Consider the following 19,471-nt stretch of genomic DNA (forward strand, 5'->3'; position numbering starts at 1 on the left):
CGCCCGGGGCGCGCACGTGGCGCTCTACGTGGTCACCCTAGCCATGCCGATCGCGGGGTGGTGCTACTCTTCCGCCGCCGCGTTCAGCGTGAGCTACTTCGGTCTGTTCACCCTGCCGGACCTGGTGCCCCCGAGCGAGACGCTCGAGGTGGTGTTCGAGTGGACCCATCGCCTGCTCGCCTACGCGTTGTTCCTGCTCCTAGGGGCGCATCTGCTCGCCGCGGGGTTTCACCACTGGGTTCGTCGGGACAACGTGCTGCTCAGCATGCTTCCCTTCATCAAGTTGAGGTCATGACGTTTTGTGCTTCAAACGCTCGAGTCGCTCGGCTCCTTGTATGTCCCTCCTCAAGGGGCTAACGGTTCTCGCCCTGTGCGCATCGCCCGCCGCGTGGTCGGAGGCCGTGACCTACGCCCTCGATGCCGAGGGCAGTGAGCTGCGCTTCATCGGCCTTCAGCAAGGCGCGCCCTTCACGGGACGCTTCGAGACCTTCAGCACCGAGGTGGTGTTCGATCGCGAGGCGCCGTCGGCCGGGCGAATCGATGCCGAGGTCGACGTGCGGTCCGCTGACAGTCGCAACCGCGATCGTGACGAGTACATGCAAGCCCGCGACTTCTTCTACTCGCGCAAGTACCCGAAGGCGATCTTCGAGACCGTGGCGATAGCGGCGGCGGACGAGGGCTACCTCGCCCGCGCCAAGCTGACCCTGCGCGGCGAGACCCGGGAGGTGACCATGCGGTTCACCCTGAATCCTCAGGACGCTCAGCGGGCGACGCTCACCGGCACGGTGTTACTCAACCGCCTCGATTTCGGCGTCGGTCAGGGCGAATGGCGCAGCACCAGTGAGATCGGCGACGAGGTGAAAGTCGAGATCGAGTTGGCGCTGAAGGCGATCGGCTAGGCCCGAGTCGGCGTCGGGCGCTGCGAGCAGGAGAGCGCTGCGCTGGTCAGGGTCATCCAGAGCCCCCAGTAGAACGCGAGTGCGGTGGTGAGTGGCGCGTAGGCAGCGGTCGCTTCTCGCAGCCAGGCGAACAGCGCGAAGGCGCTCGCTCCGGCCGCCAGCGCCGAGACGATCAGCCTTCCTGTCGCCCTTGGCCAACGCAGCCAAGCGCAGCTGACAACGGCGAACAGCGCTGCCCAGCATGCCGAGACGATGGTGAGGCCAGCGCCGAGCGGCAGCCCGAGCCCCTCACCGGCCGTCGCGATGGGCATGGCCGTGCGGATGGACGAGAGGTTGAGTACGGCGGCGATCGCGGGGAAGGACACCCGGCGCCAGCGGGGCAGCGTGCTCGCCGTGGCGCTCGCGTAGAGCGCACCGAGGCCGGCAGCCGCCCACCCCCCTTGTAGGAACAGATCCAACGCTCCTGCCGGCGCGATCTCTGCGAATACACCCAGGGCCACCAGCAGCAGGGCCGTGGCGTAGGCACCGGTGGCGGGCAGTAGCCAGCGCGCCGGGTTGCCTGGCCGCCCCCGAGTGTTCAGTCCGCGCGTCCTTGGAAATGGCTGGCCAGTGCCTCGCGCAGGGCCTGCTTGCGCACCTTGCCCATGGTGTTGCGCGGCAGGGCCTCCACCACTTCGACATGGCGCGGCTGCTTGTAGCGCGCGAGGCGTTCGCCCAATTGGGCAGTGATGCTCTCGGGGCTGGGTGGCGCGGCCCCAGCTGCCGGCACCACGACGGCCACCACCGCTTCGCCGAGGTCATCGTGAGGAACACCGATGACTGCAGACTCGTGGACGCCATCGAGCGTATCCAGGCAGGCTTCCACCTCCGCCGGGTAGACGTTGTAGCCGCCGCTGATGACGAGGTCGCGGGCGCGACCGGCGAGGGTCAGGCGACCGTCGATAGCGAGGGTGCCCAAATCGCCCGTCCGGAACCAGCCGTCAGCGGTGAACTCGCGGGCATTCACCTCGGGACGGTTGAGATAGCCCGCGAAGATCCCGGGCCCGCGCACCTCCACCATGCCCGGGCTGTCGCTGGGGAGGGTCTCGCCACCGTCGCCCGTGATGCGGATCTGCACGCCCGGCAGGGCGTAACCGACGGAACCCGCGAGGCGCTCGCCGTGCAGCGGATTGCTGGCCAGCATGCCGGTTTCCGTCATGCCGTAGCGTTCGAGGATTCGCTGACCCGTGCGCGCTTCGAAGGCGTGAAACAGCTTCTCCGTGAGCGGCGCCGAGCCGCTCACGAACAGGCGCACGTTCGCGCAGTGGGCGCGCGTGAAGTCATCGAGGGTGAGTAGCCGTGCATAGTAGGTGGGCACTCCCATCAGGGCCGTGGCGTCGGCCAGCGCGTCGCGCACCGCCTCGGCGTTGAACTTCATTAGGTAGCGCATGCGTGCGCCGGCCAGCAGGGCGCAGTGCAGGGCGACGAAGAGTCCGTGCACGTGAAAGATCGGCAGGGCGTGCACGAGGACGTCTCGGTCGCTGAACGCCCACGCGTCCACCAAGGCGCGTGCGTTGCTGAGGAGGTTGTCGTGGCTGAGAGGTACGCCCTTAGGCGCGCCGGTCGTGCCAGAGGTGTAGAGGAGGGCGGCCGTTGCCTCTCCTGAGCGCGGCCTCACCTCGGTAAACGGGGTCGTGTCGCTTGCGGCCTGGGTGAGCGTGCCCACGCTGTCGGTGCCCAAGCTTGCGATTAGGCGCAGGGAGGGCGTGTTGGCGCTCAGGTGCTGGGCCAGGGCTAAGGCACTAGGGTCGCACACGAGGATGACCGGTCGACCGTCGTCTGCGAGATGGGCGAGTTCGCGGGGGGTGTAGGCCGGGTTGGCGGGGAGGAACACGACGCCGAGGCGCAGGCAGGCCAGGTAGAGGGCGAGGGCGTCGACGGACTTCTCCACCACGGCCATGACCACCTCCCCGGGCGCGGGGTTGGCGAGCGCCAGCAGGGCTCCCGCCAAGGCTGCCGAGCGATTGTCGACGTCTGCGAAACACAGCGTCGCGTCCGATGTCGTCAGCAAGGTCTCGCCCTCGCGTCCGTCCCAGGTGTCGCGGAAGGCACTGAATATATTGGTCATTTTCTCATTGCGTTGCGATTGCTCAGCGGCTGGGGGGCGGCTGACGCTCGGCCCGCTCAGATGCTATCTTCCTCGAGCGCGAGGGCGCACGGACTCGCCGTTCGTCGCGTCCGCTCTACGCCGCGCGCGGTGCCCCGTCGCGCCGCTCACCCTACACCCCAGCCGAATCCAGGAGGACCCTATGTTCACCCCCCGTGCCTCGCTACGTCCCCTCGTCGCCAGCGCCGCGCTGCTCCTCGGGGCTGCGCAGAGCTACGCTTTGGACCTTTCCGCCGTGCCAGCAGGCACCTACGCGGTGGATCCGGCCCATGGCTACATCCACTTCACCTACACCCATCTGGGGTTCTCCAACCCGATGTTGCGGGTGGACGACTTCGATGTCGCCCTCGAGCTCGACACGGAGGATTTCACCAAGAGCACGCTGGAGGTCACCATTGATGCGGCGAGCATCAACAGCGGTGTGGAGCGGTTCAACGAGCACCTGCAGGCGGAGGACTTTTTTCATACGGCGGAGCATCCGCAGATCACGTTCGTTGCGAAACGCATCGAGCAGCAGCCGTCCAGTCCGGCGGCGATCAATGTCATCGGTGACCTCAAGATCAAGGGCATCACCAAGGAGGTTCTGCTCGGGGGCCGGGTGAATAAGGCCGATCTCAACCCGATCAACCAAAAACCGACCGTCGGGGTGTCGCTCAGAGCCATCGTCAAGCGCTCTGACTACGGTTTGGACAAGTACGTCCCGGCGGTGGCCGACGCGATGACCGTGATGATCGAGTTAGAGATGCAAAAACAGTAGTTTAGGTCGGCGTCAGGGGGCTTGTGACGCGCTGCCGAACGAGCCCTTGACGCGCTGCGTCCATCCCACGATCGCAGTGGAAAGTACCTAGCGACGCTAAGCGCTGCGCAGGCTGATAATCTGGCTCAACACCAGATTAGGACGCGGGGCACTCGCTTTGTCTAGCACGAGTAGCATCCAGCCGCCGCCATCGCACTTAATGGCCGCTGCGGCGGACGACTTCAAATTCAAGGCCTGCCTCGAGGCAGCGGTCGACGCGATCGTCGTGATCGACGCCGCTGGCAACATCGAGGAATTCAACCCGGCCGCCACGCGTATGTTCGGCTACAGCCTGGATGAGGTGGTCGGGCGCAACGTCTCGGTGTTGATGGCGAGTCATGACGCGAGTCGCCACGACGACTACATGAGCAACTACGAGGCCACCGGCGAGGCGCGCATCATCGGCACCGGCCGCGAGGTCAAGGCGCAGCGCCGAGACGGCCAGACGTTCCCCGTCAAACTCTCGGTGGGCAAGGCCACCATGCCCGACGGCACCCGCTACGTCGGCATCATCCATGACCTCAGCCATCAGCAGGCCGCCGCCCGAGCCCTCAAGCGCAGCGAGGCTGCCTTGCGCTCGGCGCAGGAGATCGCACGGATCGGCACCTTCGATGTGGCGCTGCCGACGCGCGGCGACCAGATCCACTCCACGCAGCTACTGAAGATACTAGGCTTGCCGGTCTCCCTGGGCGATGGCGTCGCCGAGCTGATGTTCCGTGAGCTGGTGCATCCCGACGACGTGGGCCGCCTGGACAAGGCCCTGAAGGTGGCGGCGGCGGGGCGTCAGTACGCCGATATCGAATACCGGATCGAGCGGCCGAGTGGCGAGGTGCGTTCCGTTCGCGTGATGGCCACCGTGAGCCCGATGCCTGGCGTGCCAAAGGGCCTGCGCCTGACCGGCGCCCTGCACGACATCACCGACGCCCGGCGCGCCGAGGAAGAGGCCCGCCAGGCGCGCGAGCGCCTCACCCAGGTCGGTCGCCTGAGTACGCTCGGCGAGATGGCGTCGGGACTGGCCCACGAGCTCAATCAACCCCTCACAGCCATCGCCGCGTACTCGCAGGCCGCCAAGCGCATGCCCTCCGTCGAGGGCTCGGACGTGGGTCAGGCCCTCGAGAACATCACCATGCAGGCCCTGCGTGCCGGGGATGTCATCTCGCGCATGCGCGAGATGGTGCGTCACGGTGAGACCAAGCGCGAGGCCACCGATTGCAATCAGCTGGTGCGGGAGCTGATCACCCTCGCCGAGCCGGACGCGCGCGCCGCCGACATCGGCCTGCGCCTCGATCTGTGTTCGCCGCTGCCCCTGGTCAACGTCGATCGGGTGCAGATCCAGCAGGTGCTGTTGAACCTCGTGCGCAACGCCATCGATGCGATGCCCGGCGCCGCACCGGGCGCGGAGATCGAGATTCGCACGCGCCTGTCCGAGGCCCGCGACGTGGAAGTGGCCGTGATCGACGGTGGCTCAGGCCTGCCGGAGGACGCCCTCGAGCAGCTGTGCACGCCGTTCTTCACGACCAAGCAAGAGGGCACTGGCCTGGGGCTTGCCATTTCCCAGTCGATCATTCGGGCGCACGGCGGTGCGCTGCGCTTTGCCAACAACATCTCGGGTTGCGGGGCGACGGTGAGCTTCAGCTTGCCGGCCGTTGCAGAAGAGGGTGACCAAGATCAATGAGTGCGGAAATGCAGCATATGGGTGATGACCAGCAACTGGCGGACGGCCCATGCGTTTACGTGGTGGATGATGATGCGCCCGTGCGCGATTCCCTCACCATGCTGATTCGCTCGATGGGCTACAAGGTGCAGGGATTCGAGAGCGCTCCCGACTTCCTGGAAGCTTACGACGACGGGCCAGGGTGTCTGGTCCTCGACATACGCATGCCGCAGATGAGCGGCCTCGATCTGCAGGAGGTGCTGGTCGAGCGGCGGGCGATCCTGCCCATCATCTTCATGACGGGCCACGGTGATGTGCCGATGGCGGTGCAGGCCATGCGCGGCGGCGCCGTCGATTTCCTGCAGAAGCCGCTGCGCGATCAGGACTTGCTCGATCGCATTAACGAAGCCCTGCGCAAGGACGCGGAAAACCGTGAACTCCTCGCCCAGCACCAGGCGACGGCGGCGCGCCTGACCCAGCTCACGGCCCGTGAGCGCGAGGTGCTCGATCTCGTGGTGGCCGGCAAGGCCAATAAGGTCATCGCCTACGAGCTCGATGTCAGCCAGCGCACGGTGGAGATTCACCGTGCGCGGGTGATGGAGAAGATGCGCGCGACGTCCTTGGCTCACCTGGTAAGGATGGTCGTCGAGGCGTCCTGACGGCCCTCCTGTCGTCGCTCTCGGCCCGCGCTGTGCGACGCACACGCGGGCCTTAGTTTTTTCAGCGCACCCATCCCGCGCGCCCTGTCGGCCGCGCTCACCGTCGTCGCACCTCAGCACCTCAATAGGTAGTTACCGCTAGCCGTTTCACGGCTAGTGCGACTGCCCGGTGCTTCCTCCGCACGTCAAAATCTCCGCCAGTGTCCCCACCCTTCGTGCAGGGGGTTGGGTGCACTACACCAATCACTTGGCAAGCGGAGCTCACCGATGAGCAGTGCAGTGGATACCTATAACGACCGGGTCGTGCGCCAGTTCGCGCTGATGACGGTCGCGTGGGGGGTTGTAGGCATGGCGGTGGGGGTCTTCATCGCCGCTCAGATGTACTGGCCAGCCCTGAATTTCGATCTTCCGTACCTGAGCTTCGGGCGCTTGCGTCCGCTGCACACGAACGCGGTGATCTTCGCCTTCGGCGGTTCGGCCCTGTTCGCCACCGCCTACTACGTGGTGCAGCGAACCTGCCACGCGAGACTGTTCGGTGGGCGTCTCGCGGAGTTCACCTTCTGGGGCTGGCAGGCCGTGATCGTGGCCGCTGCCATCACCCTGCCCTTGGGCATCACGCAGAGTAAGGAATACGCCGAGCTCGAGTGGCCGATCGACCTGCTGATCGCGGTGGTGTGGGTGTGCTTCGCCGTGGTGTTCTTCGGCACCATCGCCAAGCGCCGGGTCAAGCACATCTACGTGGCTAATTGGTTCTACGGTGCCTTCATCATCACGGTGGCCGTACTGCACATCTTCAACAACCTGGCGCTGCCCGTGAGCCTGACCAAGTCCTACGTGGTCTACTCCGGCGTGGTCGACGCCATGGTGCAGTGGTGGTACGGGCACAACGCGGTGGGCTTCTTCCTGACCGCCGGCTTCCTCGGCATGATGTACTACTTCGTGCCCAAGCAGGCCGAGCGGCCGGTGTACTCATATCGCCTGTCGATCGTGCACTTCTGGGCCCTGATCTCGATCTACATGTGGGCCGGGCCCCACCACTTGCACTACACCTCCCTGCCGGATTGGGCCCAGTCCCTCGGCATGGTGTTCTCCCTGCTGCTGCTGGCACCCTCCTGGGGCGGCATGATCAACGGCATCATGACCCTCTCGGGCGCGTGGGAGAAGCTGCGTACGGATCCGATCATCAAGTTCATGATCGTGTCGCTCTCCTTCTACGGCATGTCCACCTTCGAAGGCCCGATGATGGCCATCAAGACGGTCAACGCCCTCTCGCACTACACGGACTGGACCATCGGTCACGTGCACTCGGGTGCCCTCGGCTGGGTGGCCATGATGACCATCGGTGCGCTCTACCACCTGATTCCGCGCCTCTTTAATCGCACGCAGATGTACAGCATGAAGGCCATCGACGCGCACTTCTGGCTGTCGACGATCGGCGTGGTGCTCTACATCGTCGCCATGTGGATCGCCGGGGTGATGCAGGGCCTGATGTGGCGTGCGGTGGATGAGAACGGCAACCTCGTGTGGAGCTTCGTCGAGTCTCTCAAGGCCACCTATCCCTTCTATGCACTGCGCCTGCTCGGCGGCCTGCTGTTCCTCGGCGGCATGCTGATCATGGTGTGGAACGTCTGGATGACGATTCGTGAAGAGAAGCCTGCGCCGGTGCTGGTGCAGGCCCCGGCAGGAGCACACTGATGAGTCACGAAGTAGTTGAACGCAACATCCGGGTGATGGCCGTGCTCATCGCCCTGGTGATCACCGCGGGCGGCCTGGTGGAGATCGTGCCCCTGTTTGCCCAATCTGAGGTGACCCAGCCCATCGAAGGGCTGGAGCCCTACAGCCCCGTTCACCTCGCCGGCCGCGACGTGTACGTGCGCGAAGGGTGCTACGTCTGCCACTCCCAGCAGGTGCGCCCCTTCCGCAGCGAGACCGAACGCTACGGCCCCTACTCCGTGGCTGGGGAAGCGGTGTACGACCACCCCTTCCAGTTCGGCTCCAAGCGCACCGGGCCTGATCTGGCGCGCGTGGGTGGCCGCTACAGCGACGAGTGGCATCGCGTGCACCTGAACAACCCCCGCGACGTGGTGCCCGAGTCGAACATGCCGGGCTACCCCTGGCTCGCCCGCCAGCAGGTGGACGGTGACTTCGTTGCGGCCAAGATGCGCACCCTGCGAGCGCTGGGCCATCCCTACAGCGATGAGGACATCGATGGGGCCGCTGCCTCCCTCGAGGGGGTGAGCGAGCAGGACGCCCTGGTGGCCTACCTGCAGCAGCTCGGCGTGCTCATGCGCCAGCGGGCGCAGGCGCAGGCGGCGCAACAGGCGGCGACGGCCGCCCTCGGGGAGGTGCACTGATGGATATCGGCACCCTGCGCGGTCTGCTCACCGGGGTTTTGCTACTGGCATTCGTAGGTCTGATCGTCTGGCTGGCGTTCTTCACTCGCAAGACGGACTTCGAGCATGCAGCCCGCATGCCCCTCGAAGAGGACCGTAAGGCGCCCTTGCCGGGCGCCGAGCTAACGGGGAACTGAGCCATGTCGACCTTCTGGACCGTTTTTATCGCTGTGATCACCATCGCCAACGTGTTGGCGTGCTGGTGGCTGATCTGGTGGACGTCGAAGTCGCGTCCTGACGAGGTGGCCTCAGGGGAGGTCACGGACCACGTGTGGGATCAGAACCTTCGTGAGAAGAACAATCCCATGCCGCGCTGGTGGCTGAACCTCTTCCACATCACCATCGTCTTCACCCTGGTGTACGTCCTGCTGTTTCCCTCCCTCGGCGGTGTCGGCGGACTTCTCGGCTGGAGTTCCGATGGGCAGTGGGAAGAAGAGGTCTTGGCGGCTGAGGAGCGTTACGGGCCGATCTACGCCCAGTACGCGGGCGTCGATGTGGCCACGCTGGCCGCCGATGAGCAGGCGCTGAAGCTGGGTGAGGCGGTGTTCATCAACAACTGCACCACCTGCCACGGGTCGGACGGCCGCGGCGCACGAGGCTTCCCCAATCTGGCGGACGCCGATTGGCAGTGGGGCGGTGATCCGGACACGATCCTGCAGACCATCAGTCACGGCCGTAACGCCGCCATGCCCGCCCTCGGGGCAGCGTTGGGCGAGGACGGGGTCGCCGAGGTGGTCGAGTACGTGCGCAGCTTGAGTGGCCTCGACCACGAAGCCGCCCAGGCCAGCGCTGGCAAGTCACGCTTCGACATGATGTGTGCTGCTTGCCACGGCGCGAACGCCAAGGGTAACCCGCTGTTCGGTGCCCCGAACTTGAGCGATGAAACGTGGCTCTACGGCAGCTCGCGGGCAGTGCTCACGCAGACCATCAACGCGGGTCGCAACGGCATGATGCCAGCGCACAACGCGTTGATCGGCGAGGACCGGGCACGCCTGGTGGCCGCCTACGTCTACCAGCTCGGCAAGGCCGATCAGCTGCAGGCTGCGGCGACGACAACCTCGCAACCGACCGCGTCGGTGGATGCGGGCGATGGCGCGCAGTGAGCGCCTGGCGGCTGGCAGCGCGTCCCCCTCCGCGCTGCCCGGCACCCTTCGCCCGACGCGGCCGCCGCGCATGACGCGCGCGGCCGCCGATGTGGCAGCGGTGGCGTGGGCCAGCTTCCTTGCCGCCTGTGCGGCGTCCCTGATCGCCTTTGCGATCTTCGATCCCGGCCGTCTCGCCGAGGCGAGTGAGGTGATCGACCACATCGATCGTATGGCGGGGTATGGCTTGGGGTTCCTGTTCTTTTGGGTGATCGGTCTTGTGGCTGGCGGACTGAGTGTCCTGCTGATTCGCAGCTCTCGACGCGAGGCACGGCAGCAGGCGACCACTGGCGCCCTGGACTGAGGTATTCCTTCGGTGAGCAAGTCAACCACTGTGGATGAGTCTGGCGGAGGCAAGTTGGAAGTGCCGATCGATATCCACAACATCCCGCGCCGGGAGCGGCTGGAAGCAGAAGCGGCCGCGAGCGGCGATATGTACTTCCGCCGCGAGAAGATCCACCCGCGCGAGGTGGAAGGGCTGTTCGCGCGCCTGCGCACCGCAACGGCGCAGCTGCTGTTGGGCGCCTTCTATCTGACCTGCTGGATCAGCATCAACGGTCAGCAGATCCTGCTCTTCGATCTGCCGGCACGGCGCTTCCACGTGTTCGGTCTGACCTTCTGGCCTCAGGACTTCATCTACCTGTCGGCGCTGTTGCTGATCGCAGCGCTCTCGCTGTTCTTCTTCACCGCGGTGGCGGGGCGCCTGTGGTGTGGCTACGCCTGTCCGCAAACCGCGTGGACAGAGATGTTCATGTGGGTCGAGCGCGTCTTCGAAGGTACCGCCAATCGGCGCCGCAAGCTGGACGCGCGCCCCTGGGACATGGACAAGGTGCTGCGCAAGGGCGGCAAGCACTTTTCCTGGGCGGTGCTTGGCCTATTCACCGGATTCACCTTCGTGGGCTACTTCACGCCCATCCGCGAACTGGCGGTGGACCTTGGGAGCTTCTCCCTCGGCTTTTGGGAGTGGTTCTGGATCGGGCTGTACGGCCTTGCCACCTGGGGCAATGCGGGATTCCTGCGCGAGCAGGTGTGCAAGTACATGTGCCCCTACGCACGCTTCCAGAGCGCGATGTTCGACCGCGACACGCTCATCGTCTCCTACGACCAGTCGCGCGGGGAGCCGCGCGGAAGTCGCCGTCGCGGCCAGGATCCCGCCGACGCTGGCCTCGGTAGCTGCATTGATTGCCAGCTCTGCGTGCAGGTATGCCCGACGGGGATCGATATTCGCGACGGCCTGCAGTACGAGTGCATCGGCTGCGCCGCCTGTGTCGACGTGTGCGATCAGGTGATGGACAAGATGCAATACCCGCGTGGTCTGGTGCGGTACACCACGGATCGCGCGCTCGAGACCGGCACCAAGCCGCGTCTGCTGCGCCCGCGGGTGGTGATCTACGCCGCGTTGATCGTGGGAGTGACCGCTGCGGTGCTGGTGTCCCTGCTCGGGCGCACGCCGTTGATCGTCGACGTGATGCGCGATCGCAACGCGCTCTACCGCGAGGTGCCAGGGGCGGCGATCGAGAATGTCTACCAGGTGCGCCTGATGAACATGGATGACGACACCCACCTGTACCGCATCGAGGCCCTCGGCATCGAGGGCGCGCGGGTGGTGCAGCCTGCCGAACCCATCGAGGTGGCGGCGGGCGGGGTGCAGACGGTGGTGATGCGCTTGCAGGTGCCGACGGATGCAGTGACCGCGCCGTCCATGCAGCTGCAGTTGTCCTTCGAAGCGCTCGACGATGAGCGGATCACCCGCCTCGAGCAAACACGTTTCTTAGGGCCAGCGGAGCCCTGATAGCAGGTATGCGGAGAACGCAATGACGAGTACGACCCTCGAAAGCACCGAGGCTTCCATCGCCCCCCAGGCCTGGTATCGCCAGTTCTGGCCATGGTTTCTGATCGCCTTGCCCGGCACCACCGTGGTGGCCTGCATGTTCACGATCTGGCTGGCGATTACCAACCCCGAGGTGGTGCTGCGAGCGCCCGCCGAGGCGCAGACGGCGATGCGCCCCTACGGCGAGGTGCGTTCGGCCTACCCGGACCCCGCGGCCACGGATCGCGCTGACGCCGAACCGCCCACCCCAACCCCGGACCCCTAGGCACCTTCGATGATCAGCGTGCCAGACCGGGTGGGTGCGGCCGGTCCGAGAACCGACCGAGGCGCACCACGCGACCCCTTCGTGCTCTACGATCGGCCCGAGGTGGCCGAGCGCTACTACGCACAGGTGGGCGATGACGCCTGTGAGGTACGCCTCGATCTGCAGGACGTGCACTGCGCCTCCTGCGTCTGGCGTATCGAGCAACGTCTGGAGACGCTGCACGGTATCGCCCGGGTGGACGTCACGCCGCTCAGCGGTCGGGCCGTGATCGCCCTGCGCCCGACGGTGCTCGGCCTCGGTGACCTCCTGAGGGCGCTCGACGAGCTCGGCTTTGCGCCCACGGTGGTCGCGCCGGACGCCCCTAACGTCGACCCTGCACTGCGCGAGCGGCGCATGGCGCTGGCGCGTCTGGGCGTGGCCGGGCTCGGCATGATGCAGGTGATGATGTACTCCCTCGGGCAGTACCTCGGCGCCTTCCAGGGCATCGACCCGGCCATCGATCGCTTGCTCGGCCTGGTCAGCCTGCTCGTCGCCACGCCGGTGGTGCTGTTCGCCGGTCAGCCCTTCTTCGACTCCGCCTGGCGCGGCTTGCGCCGCGGCGCCCCGGGCATGGACGTGCCCGTCGCGCTCGCGATCGGTCTCGCGTTCACCTGGAGCGTGTGGATCATGCTGGGGCCGAGCGCGTTGGTACCGGCGGCCGCCCACACATATTTCGATTCGGTGGTGATGCTCATCTTCCTCCTGCTCCTCGGCCGCTACGTGGAGATGGGGGTGCGCCATCGGGCCGGCGAGCGGCGCGAAGCCCTGGCGCGCCTGCTGCCAGACGCGGTCACGTTGATCCACCCCGACGGTACCGAAAGCCCCCTCGAACGCGCCGCCCTGCGCGTGGGCGATCGTGTACGCGTACGCCCTGGCGAGGCCATTCCCGCCGATGGTGCCGTGGTCGCCGGTGGCGGTGAGGTGGATGAGGCGATGCTCACCGGCGAGTCCGTGCCGCAGATGCGTGCGCCGGGTAGCACCGTGTTCGGCGGCACCGGCCTACTTAACGGCAGCGTTGATATCGAGGTGCGTGCGGTGGGCGAGCAGGCCACCCTGGCGCGCATCGAACGGCTGATGGACAAGGCCGAAGCCGAGCGCCCGCCGCTCGCCAGCCTGGCCGATCGCGTGGCGCGCCACTTTGTGATGGCGCTGCTCGCCATCGCCGTGGTGGTGGGCGCCGTCTGGTGGCATATCGACCCTGCTCGCGTGCTGCCCGTGGTGCTGTCGGTGTTGGTGGTGACCTGCCCGTGTGCCCTGTCCCTGGCAACCCCAGCGGCGCTGGCCGCCGCCACCTCAGCCTTGGCCTCCCGTGGCCTGCTGGTCACGCGCACCAGCGCCATCGAGAGCTTGGCCCAGGTGGACACGGTGATCTTCGACAAGACAGGCACGCTCACCCGGGCGACGCCAGCGCTGCAGCAGGTGGTGCGGATCGACGATGCCTTCGCGAGTGACGAGGAAGCGTTGACCCTGGCCGCGGCGCTCGAGGCCCACTCCGCCCATCCGCTGGCCGAGCCGTTTCGCCGGTGGCGCGATGGCCGCCAGAGCGATGAGGTGCGCAGCGTGGTGGGCGCTGGCGTCGAAGCGCGGGTCGACGGGCGCCTGTTGCGCATAGGGCGCGCGGACTTCGTGTCGGCCCTCACGCCCCAGTTGCCGATGCCCTCGCTACAGGGTGAACTGGAGCATCCTGGCGGTACGCAGATCTGGCTCGGCGATGAAGCCGGCGCCCGCGCCTGCTTCGTGCTGACCGACGCGGTGCGCGAGGACGCCGGCGAACTAGTGCGTGCGCTCGAGGATCGGTACCTGGCACCGATGATCGCCAGCGGCGACGGGGCCGGGGCCGTGGAGAGCGTCGCGCGGGGACTCGCCGTGGGGCAGGTGTACTCGCGGATGAGTCCCAAGGACAAGCTGGGCCTCGTGCAGCGCCTGCAGGGCGAGGGTAAGCGCACCCTGATGGTCGGGGATGGGATCAACGATGCGCCTGTGCTCGCCGGGGCCGACGTCTCCGTCGCCCTGGCGAGCGGTACGGATCTGGCGCAGGTGAGCGCGGACATGGTGTTGCTCGGGGATGCCCTGACACCCCTGGCGCAGGCCGTCGACCACGCGCGCCGCACGGTGCGCTTGATTCGCCAGAACCTGAGCTGGGCGATCCTCTACAACCTGACTGCACTGCCGCTGGCCGCGATGGGTCTGGTGCCGCCCTGGCTGGCCGCCATCGGCATGTCGCTCAGCTCCCTCGTGGTGGTAGGCAACGCGCTTCGCCTGCGCAGGTTGCCGGCAGCATGAGCATCTTGTTCCTGTTGATTCCCCTGGCCGTGGTGCTCGGCGGGGCTGCTATCGCGCTGCTGGTGTGGGCCCTGACCAGTGGCCAGTACGACGATCTCGACGCGCCGGGCGAGCGCTTGCTCCTCGACGACGATAGTGCGCCGCGGCCGATCGGCGAGCGCGAGCCCAGGGGAGGTTAGCGCGGACGGGCGCCGGCGGCGGCTGGCGCGGTGGCCGGCGGAACGTCGATCGACTCGCCATCACTGTCGGCAAGGGTGGCCTCGGCACCGTTGCCCGCGAGCCGGGTGATGGGCCGCGACTGGGTGTTCAACAGCTCGGGGTTCTCCAACACCATCGCCTTGAATGCGGAGGCTGCCGCCGAAAGTCGCGTGTCCGCCGGGTGCACGACCGACCAGCTACGCAGCACGGGGAAGCCGCGCACGGGCAGCTTGCACAGGCGCTTGGCCTCGAGTTCGAGACCGATCGTGTGCTCGGACACGATGGCGATGCCAAGGCCCGCTTCCACCGCCTGCTTGATCGCCTCGTTGCTGGTCATGGTGAGCGCGCTCTTGAGGCTCACATTCTTCGCTTCCATCAACCCCTCGATGGTGGTGCGCGTGCCTGATCCGGGCTCGCGCAGCAGGAAGGGCTCGTCGGCCAGCTCACGCAGGTTCACCGCCTTGCGGTCGCGCAGGGGGTGTTCGTAGGGCGCCACCACGGCCAAGGGGTTGTCGAGGAAGCTGGTGGCGTCGAGGTTGCGATCGTCGGGCGGGTAGCCCATGAGCACGATGTCGATCTCTCGATTCTCGAGCAACTCCAGCAACGCACGCCGGTTGGTCACCTCCAAGTTCACCGCCACCCCCGGGTAGCGGTTGTAGAAGGCGGCGACGGCGCGGGTGGCGAACATGCCCACCGTGGTGGTGGTGCCGACGCGCAGGGTGCCGCGGCGCAGGCCCTTGAGGTCGTCCATCACCTGGCCGATCTCGCGCACCTTGCGCGTGATCGCCAGCGCGTAGCGATTCATCTCCTCGCCCGCTTCCGTGAGCTTGATGTGCTTGCCGTTGCGGGTGAAGAGCGGCATGCCGACCGAGTCTTCGAGCTGCTTCACCTGCATGGAGATGGCGGGCTGCGTCAGGTGCAGCTCCTCGGCCGCTCGCGTGAGGCTCGCATGCTTGGCCGCGGAGGCGAAGATGCTCAGTTGTCGAAGCGTGACGTGCATCGGGCAGTCTGCCTTTCATCAGGGAAATTGATGATGCGATTGCACGCATCAGAAAGGCACCTGAGTCTAATCGAATCGATTTCGGCCTGTCGAGCCTGGGAATCCTCTCTCAGGCGGCGGGTTTTTGGAGGGAATTCAGCGTGTAGTGGCCGAGAGGGGCGTAATGAACTCGCCGTAGGCCCGGGCGCCGTCGCCCGCATCCCAGGTGGCGACTACCGTGAGGGACCCGGCGTCGATCACCGTCACCGTGTTGGAAAACCAATTCGCGACCAGCACCCGCTGATCATCGGGATGGGTGGCGATGCCCTCGGGGTACTCGCCAACGTCGATCACCGCGAGGGTCTCGAAGGTGCTCGTATCGATCACGCTGACGGTGTCTTCGTACTGATTCGTGACGAACAGGCGGCTGTCCCCATCGGCCAGTGCCACCGCGTAGGGCCGCTCGCCCACGGCGACCGTGGCCCGGGTGCGTCCCGTGCGCAGGTCGATCACGGTGACGTCGTTGCTGGCCACGTTGGCGGTGTAGAGCAGGCGGTCCGCCCGGTCGATCGTGAGGCCGAAGGGACGTTCGCCCGTCGGGTAGGTGGCCGTGCGAATACGGGTGGCCAGGTCGTAGGCCCATACGCTGTGGCCGTCGCGGTTGGTCACGTACAGGCGCGTGCCCGCATGGTTGGTGGCGAGACCGGAAGGTGAACGGCCGGCCCGCAGCTGCGCGCGCGGCAGCAGCGTCGCGCCGTCCACGATCGTGATGACGTCGTCGTACCAGTCGGCCACGTACACCTCGTCGCGCTCGGGGTGGGCTGCCACGGCCAGCGGGCCGCTGCCGAGCGTCGTGCGTGCGTCGACGGTCAGCGCGTGGGCGTCGATACGCGAGAGGGCGACGCCTTCGGTGCTGGTGACGTAGACGGAGGAGCCATCGTGGTTGACGGCGACGCCGGCGGGTTTGCCGGGGACAGGCAGGGTGTTCAGGCTGTCGCCCGTCATCGTGTCGATGACGCTGACGCTGTCCCCGCTCTGGTTGGTGATGAAGGCGCGCGGCCCATGCTCCTGCGCGGCGGCGGCGCCGCACGCGAGGAGCAGGCAGTAGGCGAGGCCGGCGCCGCGCAGGGCGACGTCCGGCCCGCCGCGCTTGGCGGTCAGCGCTGTGATTCCACGTATTCCTTAAGGCCCGCGAGCCCGGCCTGGTAGAGGCCCGAGACCGCCTTCACCGCCGCTTCGTCGTTCAGATTCTCCGGCGGATCGTTGTTCATGAAACCGCGGTAGAACGCGCCGCGCCAGGTCACCGTGCTGCCGCCGGCGTCGTTGGCGCGCACGGACAGGGTGGAGGAGTAGTTGCTCACCGGCAGCACGTTAACGTCGTGCGTAGCTTGGGGGATTCGGTAGCTGAGGATCATGCGCTCGCCATCGTAGCGCTTGAGCACCTCGTTGACCTCGCCAGCGCCGCCGCCCACGACCAGCGTACGCGTGGCGCCTTCCTCATTGCCGCCTTCGCCCGTGCTGCTGTCGACCATCGGCAGCCACGTATCGGCGGATTGGAAATCGCCAGCCACGGCCCACACAGCCGCGGGGGGCGCGTCGATCTCGACGGACTCGCTCACCTTCTGGCGCGTGGGGCCGTGAGCATGGGCCGCGCCGTGGGCCAGCATCGCGACGGCGAGCATGGCGAGCAGGCGATGAGCGGAGGAAATTGTAGAGTTCTGCATACGGTAGACACTTCCCTTCGATGTAAAAAACCTTGTCGGCGCCCGCCTGATGGGCGGCGCCTCAAGCGCGTTGATCGCGCATCGTGTACGGGATTCTGCCGGGCGGGTCGGCCGCATTCAAACCGCGACCGGCAGGACCCGCATCGACGGGAAAAGTTCCCAGCGCCCACGAGGGCGCACGCTCAGCGCGTGTCAGCTACCATCGGCCCATGTCGATCCAACGTTGCCACAACATCGCGGACCTGCGCCGACGCGCCCAGCGCCGCATTCCCGCGCCCATGTTCCATTACATCGATGGCGGCGCCGACGACGAAGGCACCATGAGGCGCAACACGGAAGCCTTCGACGACTTCACGCTGGTGCCGCGCTACCTGGTGAACGTGGAGCAGATCGACACGCGTCGCCGTGTGCTCGGCGCTGACCTCGCCCTGCCCCTGGTGCTCGCGCCCACCGGCATGTCCTGCCTGTTCCATCACGAGGGCGAGCTGGCGGTGGCCCGTGCGGCCGCGCGCGCCGGCGTGTACTACTCGCTCTCCACCGTGGCCACAAAATCGATCGAGGACGTCGCGGCGGTCAACGACGGGCCGAAGATGTACCAGCTGTACATCCTGCGCGACCGCGGCCTCAACCGTGAGTTCATGACCCGCGCCCGCGAGGCGGGCTACACGGCCCTGTGCCTCACGGTGGACGTGCCTGTGGCCGGTAACCGCGAGCGCGATCTGCGCACGGGCATGGCGTTGCCGCCGAGCCTCGGGCTGAAAGGCATCTTCGATATCCTCACCTCGCCTTCCTGGCTCTGGGGCTTTCTGCGCTCCCCGGGCTTCGAACTCGCCAACGTGGCCCATCGCGCCGAGTTCAAGGAGCAGCAAGGCTCCTCGGTCGCCCAGTACATCAACGATCAGTTCGACCCCACGGTTACCTGGGAAGACGCTGAACAGATGATCGCCGAGTGGGGCGGTCCCTTCGCCATCAAGGGCATCCTGAGCGCGGACGATGCGAAACGTGCGGCGCAGATCGGTGCCAGCGCGGTGATCGTCTCCAACCACGGGGGACGCCAGCTGGACGGTGCCCCCGGCGCCCTGGATTGCCTGCGGGAGGTGGTCGATGCCGTGGGCGATCAGGTGGAGGTCATCCTGGACGGCGGCATCCGCCGTGGCACCCACATGCTCAAAGCCCTGGCCTGCGGCGCGACGGCGTGCATGGCAGGGCGTGCCTATCTGTACGGGCTTGCCGCTGGCGGCGAAGCGGGTGTGACCCGCGCGTTGGACCTGATGGCGGCGGAACTTCAGCGCGACATGGCGTTGCTTGGGGCTTGTACGCTGGATGACGTGGATGCGAGCTGTCTGCGCCGGTCCGTGTGCTAGCCTCAGCCCTGGCGTCCAGCTCGGGCGCTCTCACAACGACTCAATCGAAAGGGAGGTTGCTCGTGCGAATCGTCAAGTACTCGTTTCTATTCACCGTGCTCGCCTGCGTCGGGCTGTCGACCACCGTAGCCAGCGCAGAGGAAGCGGATGAGAAGGCCGTGGAGTACCGTCAGGCGGTGTTGCGCGTGGTTGGCGTCAACCTGCGGCCGATGGTGTTCATGGCGCGCGGTATGGCCGAGTACGACGCCGACGAGGTGGCCTTGCGTGCAACCCGCATCAACCAGATGTCGCAGATGATGGAAGAGGCCTTCACCCGCGACACCTCGGCCGTCGACGGTCTGACCACCGATGCGCTGGATAAGATCTGGGCCAACTGGGACGACTTCGGCAGCAAGATCGCCACCTTGCAGGAGGCGAGCCTGGCGCTCTCCGATGCACCGGCAGACCTCGCGGGCTTCAAAGCCGCGTTCAGCAAGCTGGGGCAGGCCTGCAAGGGCTGCCACGACAACTACAAAGCCGAGTAGGCGCTATGGCCTGTAACGGCGTTCAGCGGTTACAGGCCTTTAGAACAGCCCATCCGGCATCGGCGGGGGCGGTGCGAGGGCCACCACGGCCCACACGCCCCCAGCCACCAGCGCCGCCAGCACCAGGGCCAGGACCGTACGATCGCTAGGGATTCCGTCCGCTTGCGCAATCCGCGACCCCGCCTTGCGCCCCGTGATCATCGGACCTATCAGATTCTGTCGCTTGCGCGCGGCATACCAGCTGATGGCGAGCAGGTGTAGGCCGATCACCCAAGGGATCAGTTGGCCGTTGATCTTGTGCACGGTGGTGAGGGTCTCCGCCCACTCCGCCGGGATCGCGCCATTCCACGGGCCGAAGTAGGCGAGCTCGTCGCTCGCGAACAACCCGGTGGCGGCTTGCACCGCCAACATGCCCAGCATGAGCAGGATGGCCATGGCGCCGAGCGGGTTGTGGCCGGGGCTCGGTGCGCTGTCCCGCTGGCCCAGGGTCCTGGCGTAGCGCAGGACGTGCGCCGGCCCCTTCAGGAAGCTCGCGAAGCGCGCATGGCGCGACCCCACGATCCCCCACAGCACCC

Annotated in this window: 21 protein-coding genes and 1 pseudogene; 16 read left to right on the forward strand and 6 right to left on the reverse strand. The window is 66.8% G+C overall.

The window, feature by feature from the left end:
* Both AAF184_18660 and AAF184_18665 read left to right on the forward strand, forming a co-directional pair.
* Positions 1 to 295 (forward strand): cytochrome b/b6 domain-containing protein (locus AAF184_18660; protein MEO0424367.1); only part of this gene is annotated, 295 nt, incomplete at its 5' end.
* A 40-nt stretch (positions 296 to 335) separates the two neighbouring features.
* Complete coding sequence (locus AAF184_18665) at positions 336 to 899, forward strand: YceI family protein (GenBank protein ID MEO0424368.1); 564 nt, start codon at positions 336 to 338, stop codon at positions 897 to 899.
* Here the strand turns inward: AAF184_18665 and AAF184_18670 are convergent.
* Together AAF184_18670 and AAF184_18675 are read right to left on the reverse strand one after the other, a co-directional pair.
* Positions 896 to 1,399 carry a hypothetical protein gene (locus tag AAF184_18670; GenBank protein ID MEO0424369.1) on the reverse strand — a complete coding sequence of 168 codons (504 nt, stop codon included), beginning with the start codon at positions 1,397 to 1,399 and terminating at the stop codon, positions 896 to 898. The genes AAF184_18665 and AAF184_18670 overlap by 4 nt on opposite strands.
* A 77-nt stretch (positions 1,400 to 1,476) precedes the next feature.
* On the reverse strand, positions 1,477 to 3,006 hold the full coding sequence (locus AAF184_18675) for an AMP-binding protein (GenBank protein MEO0424370.1): 1,530 nt from the start codon (positions 3,004 to 3,006) through the stop codon (positions 1,477 to 1,479).
* 181 nt (positions 3,007 to 3,187) lie between these two features.
* On the opposite strand from AAF184_18675, the gene AAF184_18680 reads away from it, so the two are divergent.
* From AAF184_18680 to ccoS, 12 genes and pseudogenes are all read left to right on the forward strand, one after another.
* Positions 3,188 to 3,802: a YceI family protein gene (locus tag AAF184_18680; protein ID MEO0424371.1), complete on the forward strand. Its 615-nt coding sequence runs from the start codon at positions 3,188 to 3,190 to the stop codon at positions 3,800 to 3,802.
* Positions 3,803 to 3,959: 157 nt separating this feature from the next.
* Positions 3,960 to 5,516: a PAS domain S-box protein gene (locus AAF184_18685; protein ID MEO0424372.1), complete on the forward strand. Its 1,557-nt coding sequence runs from the start codon at positions 3,960 to 3,962 to the stop codon at positions 5,514 to 5,516.
* A gap of 17 nt (positions 5,517 to 5,533) precedes the next feature.
* Positions 5,534 to 6,154, forward strand: a complete 621-nt coding sequence (locus AAF184_18690) for a response regulator transcription factor (protein MEO0424373.1) — start codon at positions 5,534 to 5,536, stop codon at positions 6,152 to 6,154.
* Between the two features lie 267 nt (positions 6,155 to 6,421).
* Positions 6,422 to 7,849 carry a cytochrome-c oxidase, cbb3-type subunit I gene (gene ccoN / locus AAF184_18695; GenBank protein MEO0424374.1) on the forward strand — a complete coding sequence of 476 codons (1,428 nt, stop codon included), beginning with the start codon at positions 6,422 to 6,424 and terminating at the stop codon, positions 7,847 to 7,849.
* The gene (gene ccoO, locus AAF184_18700; GenBank protein MEO0424375.1) at positions 7,849 to 8,508 is read left to right on the forward strand and encodes a cytochrome-c oxidase, cbb3-type subunit II; all 660 of its coding nucleotides are present in this window, start codon (positions 7,849 to 7,851) and stop codon (positions 8,506 to 8,508) included. The genes ccoN and ccoO overlap by 1 nt, the downstream gene beginning before the upstream one ends.
* Complete coding sequence (locus AAF184_18705) at positions 8,508 to 8,684, forward strand: hypothetical protein (GenBank protein MEO0424376.1); 177 nt, start codon at positions 8,508 to 8,510, stop codon at positions 8,682 to 8,684. The genes ccoO and AAF184_18705 overlap by 1 nt, the downstream gene beginning before the upstream one ends.
* A 3-nt stretch (positions 8,685 to 8,687) precedes the next feature.
* Positions 8,688 to 9,650, forward strand: a complete 963-nt coding sequence (gene ccoP, locus AAF184_18710; protein MEO0424377.1) for a cytochrome-c oxidase, cbb3-type subunit III — start codon at positions 8,688 to 8,690, stop codon at positions 9,648 to 9,650.
* Positions 9,637 to 9,993: a hypothetical protein gene (locus AAF184_18715; GenBank protein MEO0424378.1), complete on the forward strand. Its 357-nt coding sequence runs from the start codon at positions 9,637 to 9,639 to the stop codon at positions 9,991 to 9,993. Before ccoP ends, AAF184_18715 begins: the two co-directional genes overlap by 14 nt.
* Positions 9,994 to 10,005: 12 nt before the next feature.
* Positions 10,006 to 11,481, forward strand: a complete 1,476-nt coding sequence (gene ccoG, locus AAF184_18720; protein ID MEO0424379.1) for a cytochrome c oxidase accessory protein CcoG — start codon at positions 10,006 to 10,008, stop codon at positions 11,479 to 11,481.
* Between the two features lie 22 nt (positions 11,482 to 11,503).
* Positions 11,504 to 11,647, forward strand: a pseudogene (locus AAF184_18725) (FixH family protein).
* A gap of 147 nt (positions 11,648 to 11,794) precedes the next feature.
* Positions 11,795 to 14,107 carry a cation-translocating P-type ATPase gene (locus tag AAF184_18730; protein ID MEO0424380.1) on the forward strand — a complete coding sequence of 771 codons (2,313 nt, stop codon included), beginning with the start codon at positions 11,795 to 11,797 and terminating at the stop codon, positions 14,105 to 14,107.
* On the forward strand, positions 14,104 to 14,286 hold the full coding sequence (gene ccoS / locus AAF184_18735; GenBank protein ID MEO0424381.1) for a cbb3-type cytochrome oxidase assembly protein CcoS: 183 nt from the start codon (positions 14,104 to 14,106) through the stop codon (positions 14,284 to 14,286). Before AAF184_18730 ends, ccoS begins: the two co-directional genes overlap by 4 nt.
* Here the strand turns inward: ccoS and AAF184_18740 are convergent.
* The 3 genes from AAF184_18740 to AAF184_18750 all read right to left on the reverse strand — a co-directional run bounded on the left by AAF184_18740 (position 14,283) and on the right by AAF184_18750 (position 16,966).
* On the reverse strand, positions 14,283 to 15,305 hold the full coding sequence (locus AAF184_18740) for a LysR substrate-binding domain-containing protein (GenBank protein MEO0424382.1): 1,023 nt from the start codon (positions 15,303 to 15,305) through the stop codon (positions 14,283 to 14,285). The two genes, ccoS and AAF184_18740, sit on opposite strands and share 4 nt — an antisense overlap.
* Before the next feature lie 135 nt (positions 15,306 to 15,440).
* Positions 15,441 to 16,289: a YncE family protein gene (locus tag AAF184_18745; protein MEO0424383.1), complete on the reverse strand. Its 849-nt coding sequence runs from the start codon at positions 16,287 to 16,289 to the stop codon at positions 15,441 to 15,443.
* A 152-nt stretch (positions 16,290 to 16,441) separates the two neighbouring features.
* Positions 16,442 to 16,966: an SRPBCC family protein gene (locus AAF184_18750; protein MEO0424384.1), complete on the reverse strand. Its 525-nt coding sequence runs from the start codon at positions 16,964 to 16,966 to the stop codon at positions 16,442 to 16,444.
* 251 nt (positions 16,967 to 17,217) lie between these two features.
* Here AAF184_18750 and AAF184_18755 point away from each other — a divergent pair, with 251 nt between their 5' ends.
* Complete coding sequence (locus tag AAF184_18755; protein ID MEO0424385.1) at positions 17,218 to 18,372, forward strand: alpha-hydroxy acid oxidase; 1,155 nt, start codon at positions 17,218 to 17,220, stop codon at positions 18,370 to 18,372.
* Between the two features lie 62 nt (positions 18,373 to 18,434).
* Positions 18,435 to 18,896, forward strand: coding sequence for a cytochrome c (locus AAF184_18760; protein MEO0424386.1), 462 nt, complete (start codon positions 18,435 to 18,437; stop codon positions 18,894 to 18,896).
* A gap of 39 nt (positions 18,897 to 18,935) precedes the next feature.
* Here AAF184_18760 and AAF184_18765 read toward each other — a convergent pair.
* The coding region (locus AAF184_18765; GenBank protein MEO0424387.1) for a cytochrome b/b6 domain-containing protein at positions 18,936 to 19,471 on the reverse strand (536 nt) is incomplete at its 5' end.

This window comes from Pseudomonadota bacterium (genome assembly GCA_039815145.1).
Classification (GTDB): Bacteria; Pseudomonadota; Gammaproteobacteria; order Steroidobacterales; family JBCBZW01; genus JBCBZW01.

Excerpts from the sequence above, each read along its gene's own strand:
- AAF184_18755 (MEO0424385.1), top strand. The coding sequence starts at position 17,218 with ATGTCGATCCAACGTTGCCACAACATCGCGGACCTGCGCCGACGCGCC.
- AAF184_18690 (MEO0424373.1), top strand. The coding sequence starts at position 5,534 with ATGGGTGATGACCAGCAACTGGCGGACGGCCCATGCGTTTACGTGGTG.
- AAF184_18745 (MEO0424383.1), bottom strand. The coding sequence starts at position 16,289 with ATGACGGGCGACAGCCTGAACACCCTGCCTGTCCCCGGCAAACCCGCC.
- AAF184_18665 (MEO0424368.1), top strand. The coding sequence starts at position 336 with ATGTCCCTCCTCAAGGGGCTAACGGTTCTCGCCCTGTGCGCATCGCCC.
- AAF184_18740 (MEO0424382.1), bottom strand. The coding sequence starts at position 15,305 with ATGCACGTCACGCTTCGACAACTGAGCATCTTCGCCTCCGCGGCCAAG.
- AAF184_18705 (MEO0424376.1), top strand. The coding sequence starts at position 8,508 with ATGGATATCGGCACCCTGCGCGGTCTGCTCACCGGGGTTTTGCTACTG.
- ccoN (MEO0424374.1), top strand. The coding sequence starts at position 6,422 with ATGAGCAGTGCAGTGGATACCTATAACGACCGGGTCGTGCGCCAGTTC.
- ccoO (MEO0424375.1), top strand. The coding sequence starts at position 7,849 with ATGAGTCACGAAGTAGTTGAACGCAACATCCGGGTGATGGCCGTGCTC.
- ccoS (MEO0424381.1), top strand. The coding sequence starts at position 14,104 with ATGAGCATCTTGTTCCTGTTGATTCCCCTGGCCGTGGTGCTCGGCGGG.
- AAF184_18680 (MEO0424371.1), top strand. The coding sequence starts at position 3,188 with ATGTTCACCCCCCGTGCCTCGCTACGTCCCCTCGTCGCCAGCGCCGCG.
- AAF184_18730 (MEO0424380.1), top strand. The coding sequence starts at position 11,795 with ATGATCAGCGTGCCAGACCGGGTGGGTGCGGCCGGTCCGAGAACCGAC.
- ccoP (MEO0424377.1), top strand. The coding sequence starts at position 8,688 with ATGTCGACCTTCTGGACCGTTTTTATCGCTGTGATCACCATCGCCAAC.
- AAF184_18675 (MEO0424370.1), bottom strand. The coding sequence starts at position 3,006 with ATGACCAATATATTCAGTGCCTTCCGCGACACCTGGGACGGACGCGAG.
- AAF184_18715 (MEO0424378.1), top strand. The coding sequence starts at position 9,637 with ATGGCGCGCAGTGAGCGCCTGGCGGCTGGCAGCGCGTCCCCCTCCGCG.
- AAF184_18750 (MEO0424384.1), bottom strand. The coding sequence starts at position 16,966 with ATGCTCGCCGTCGCGATGCTGGCCCACGGCGCGGCCCATGCTCACGGC.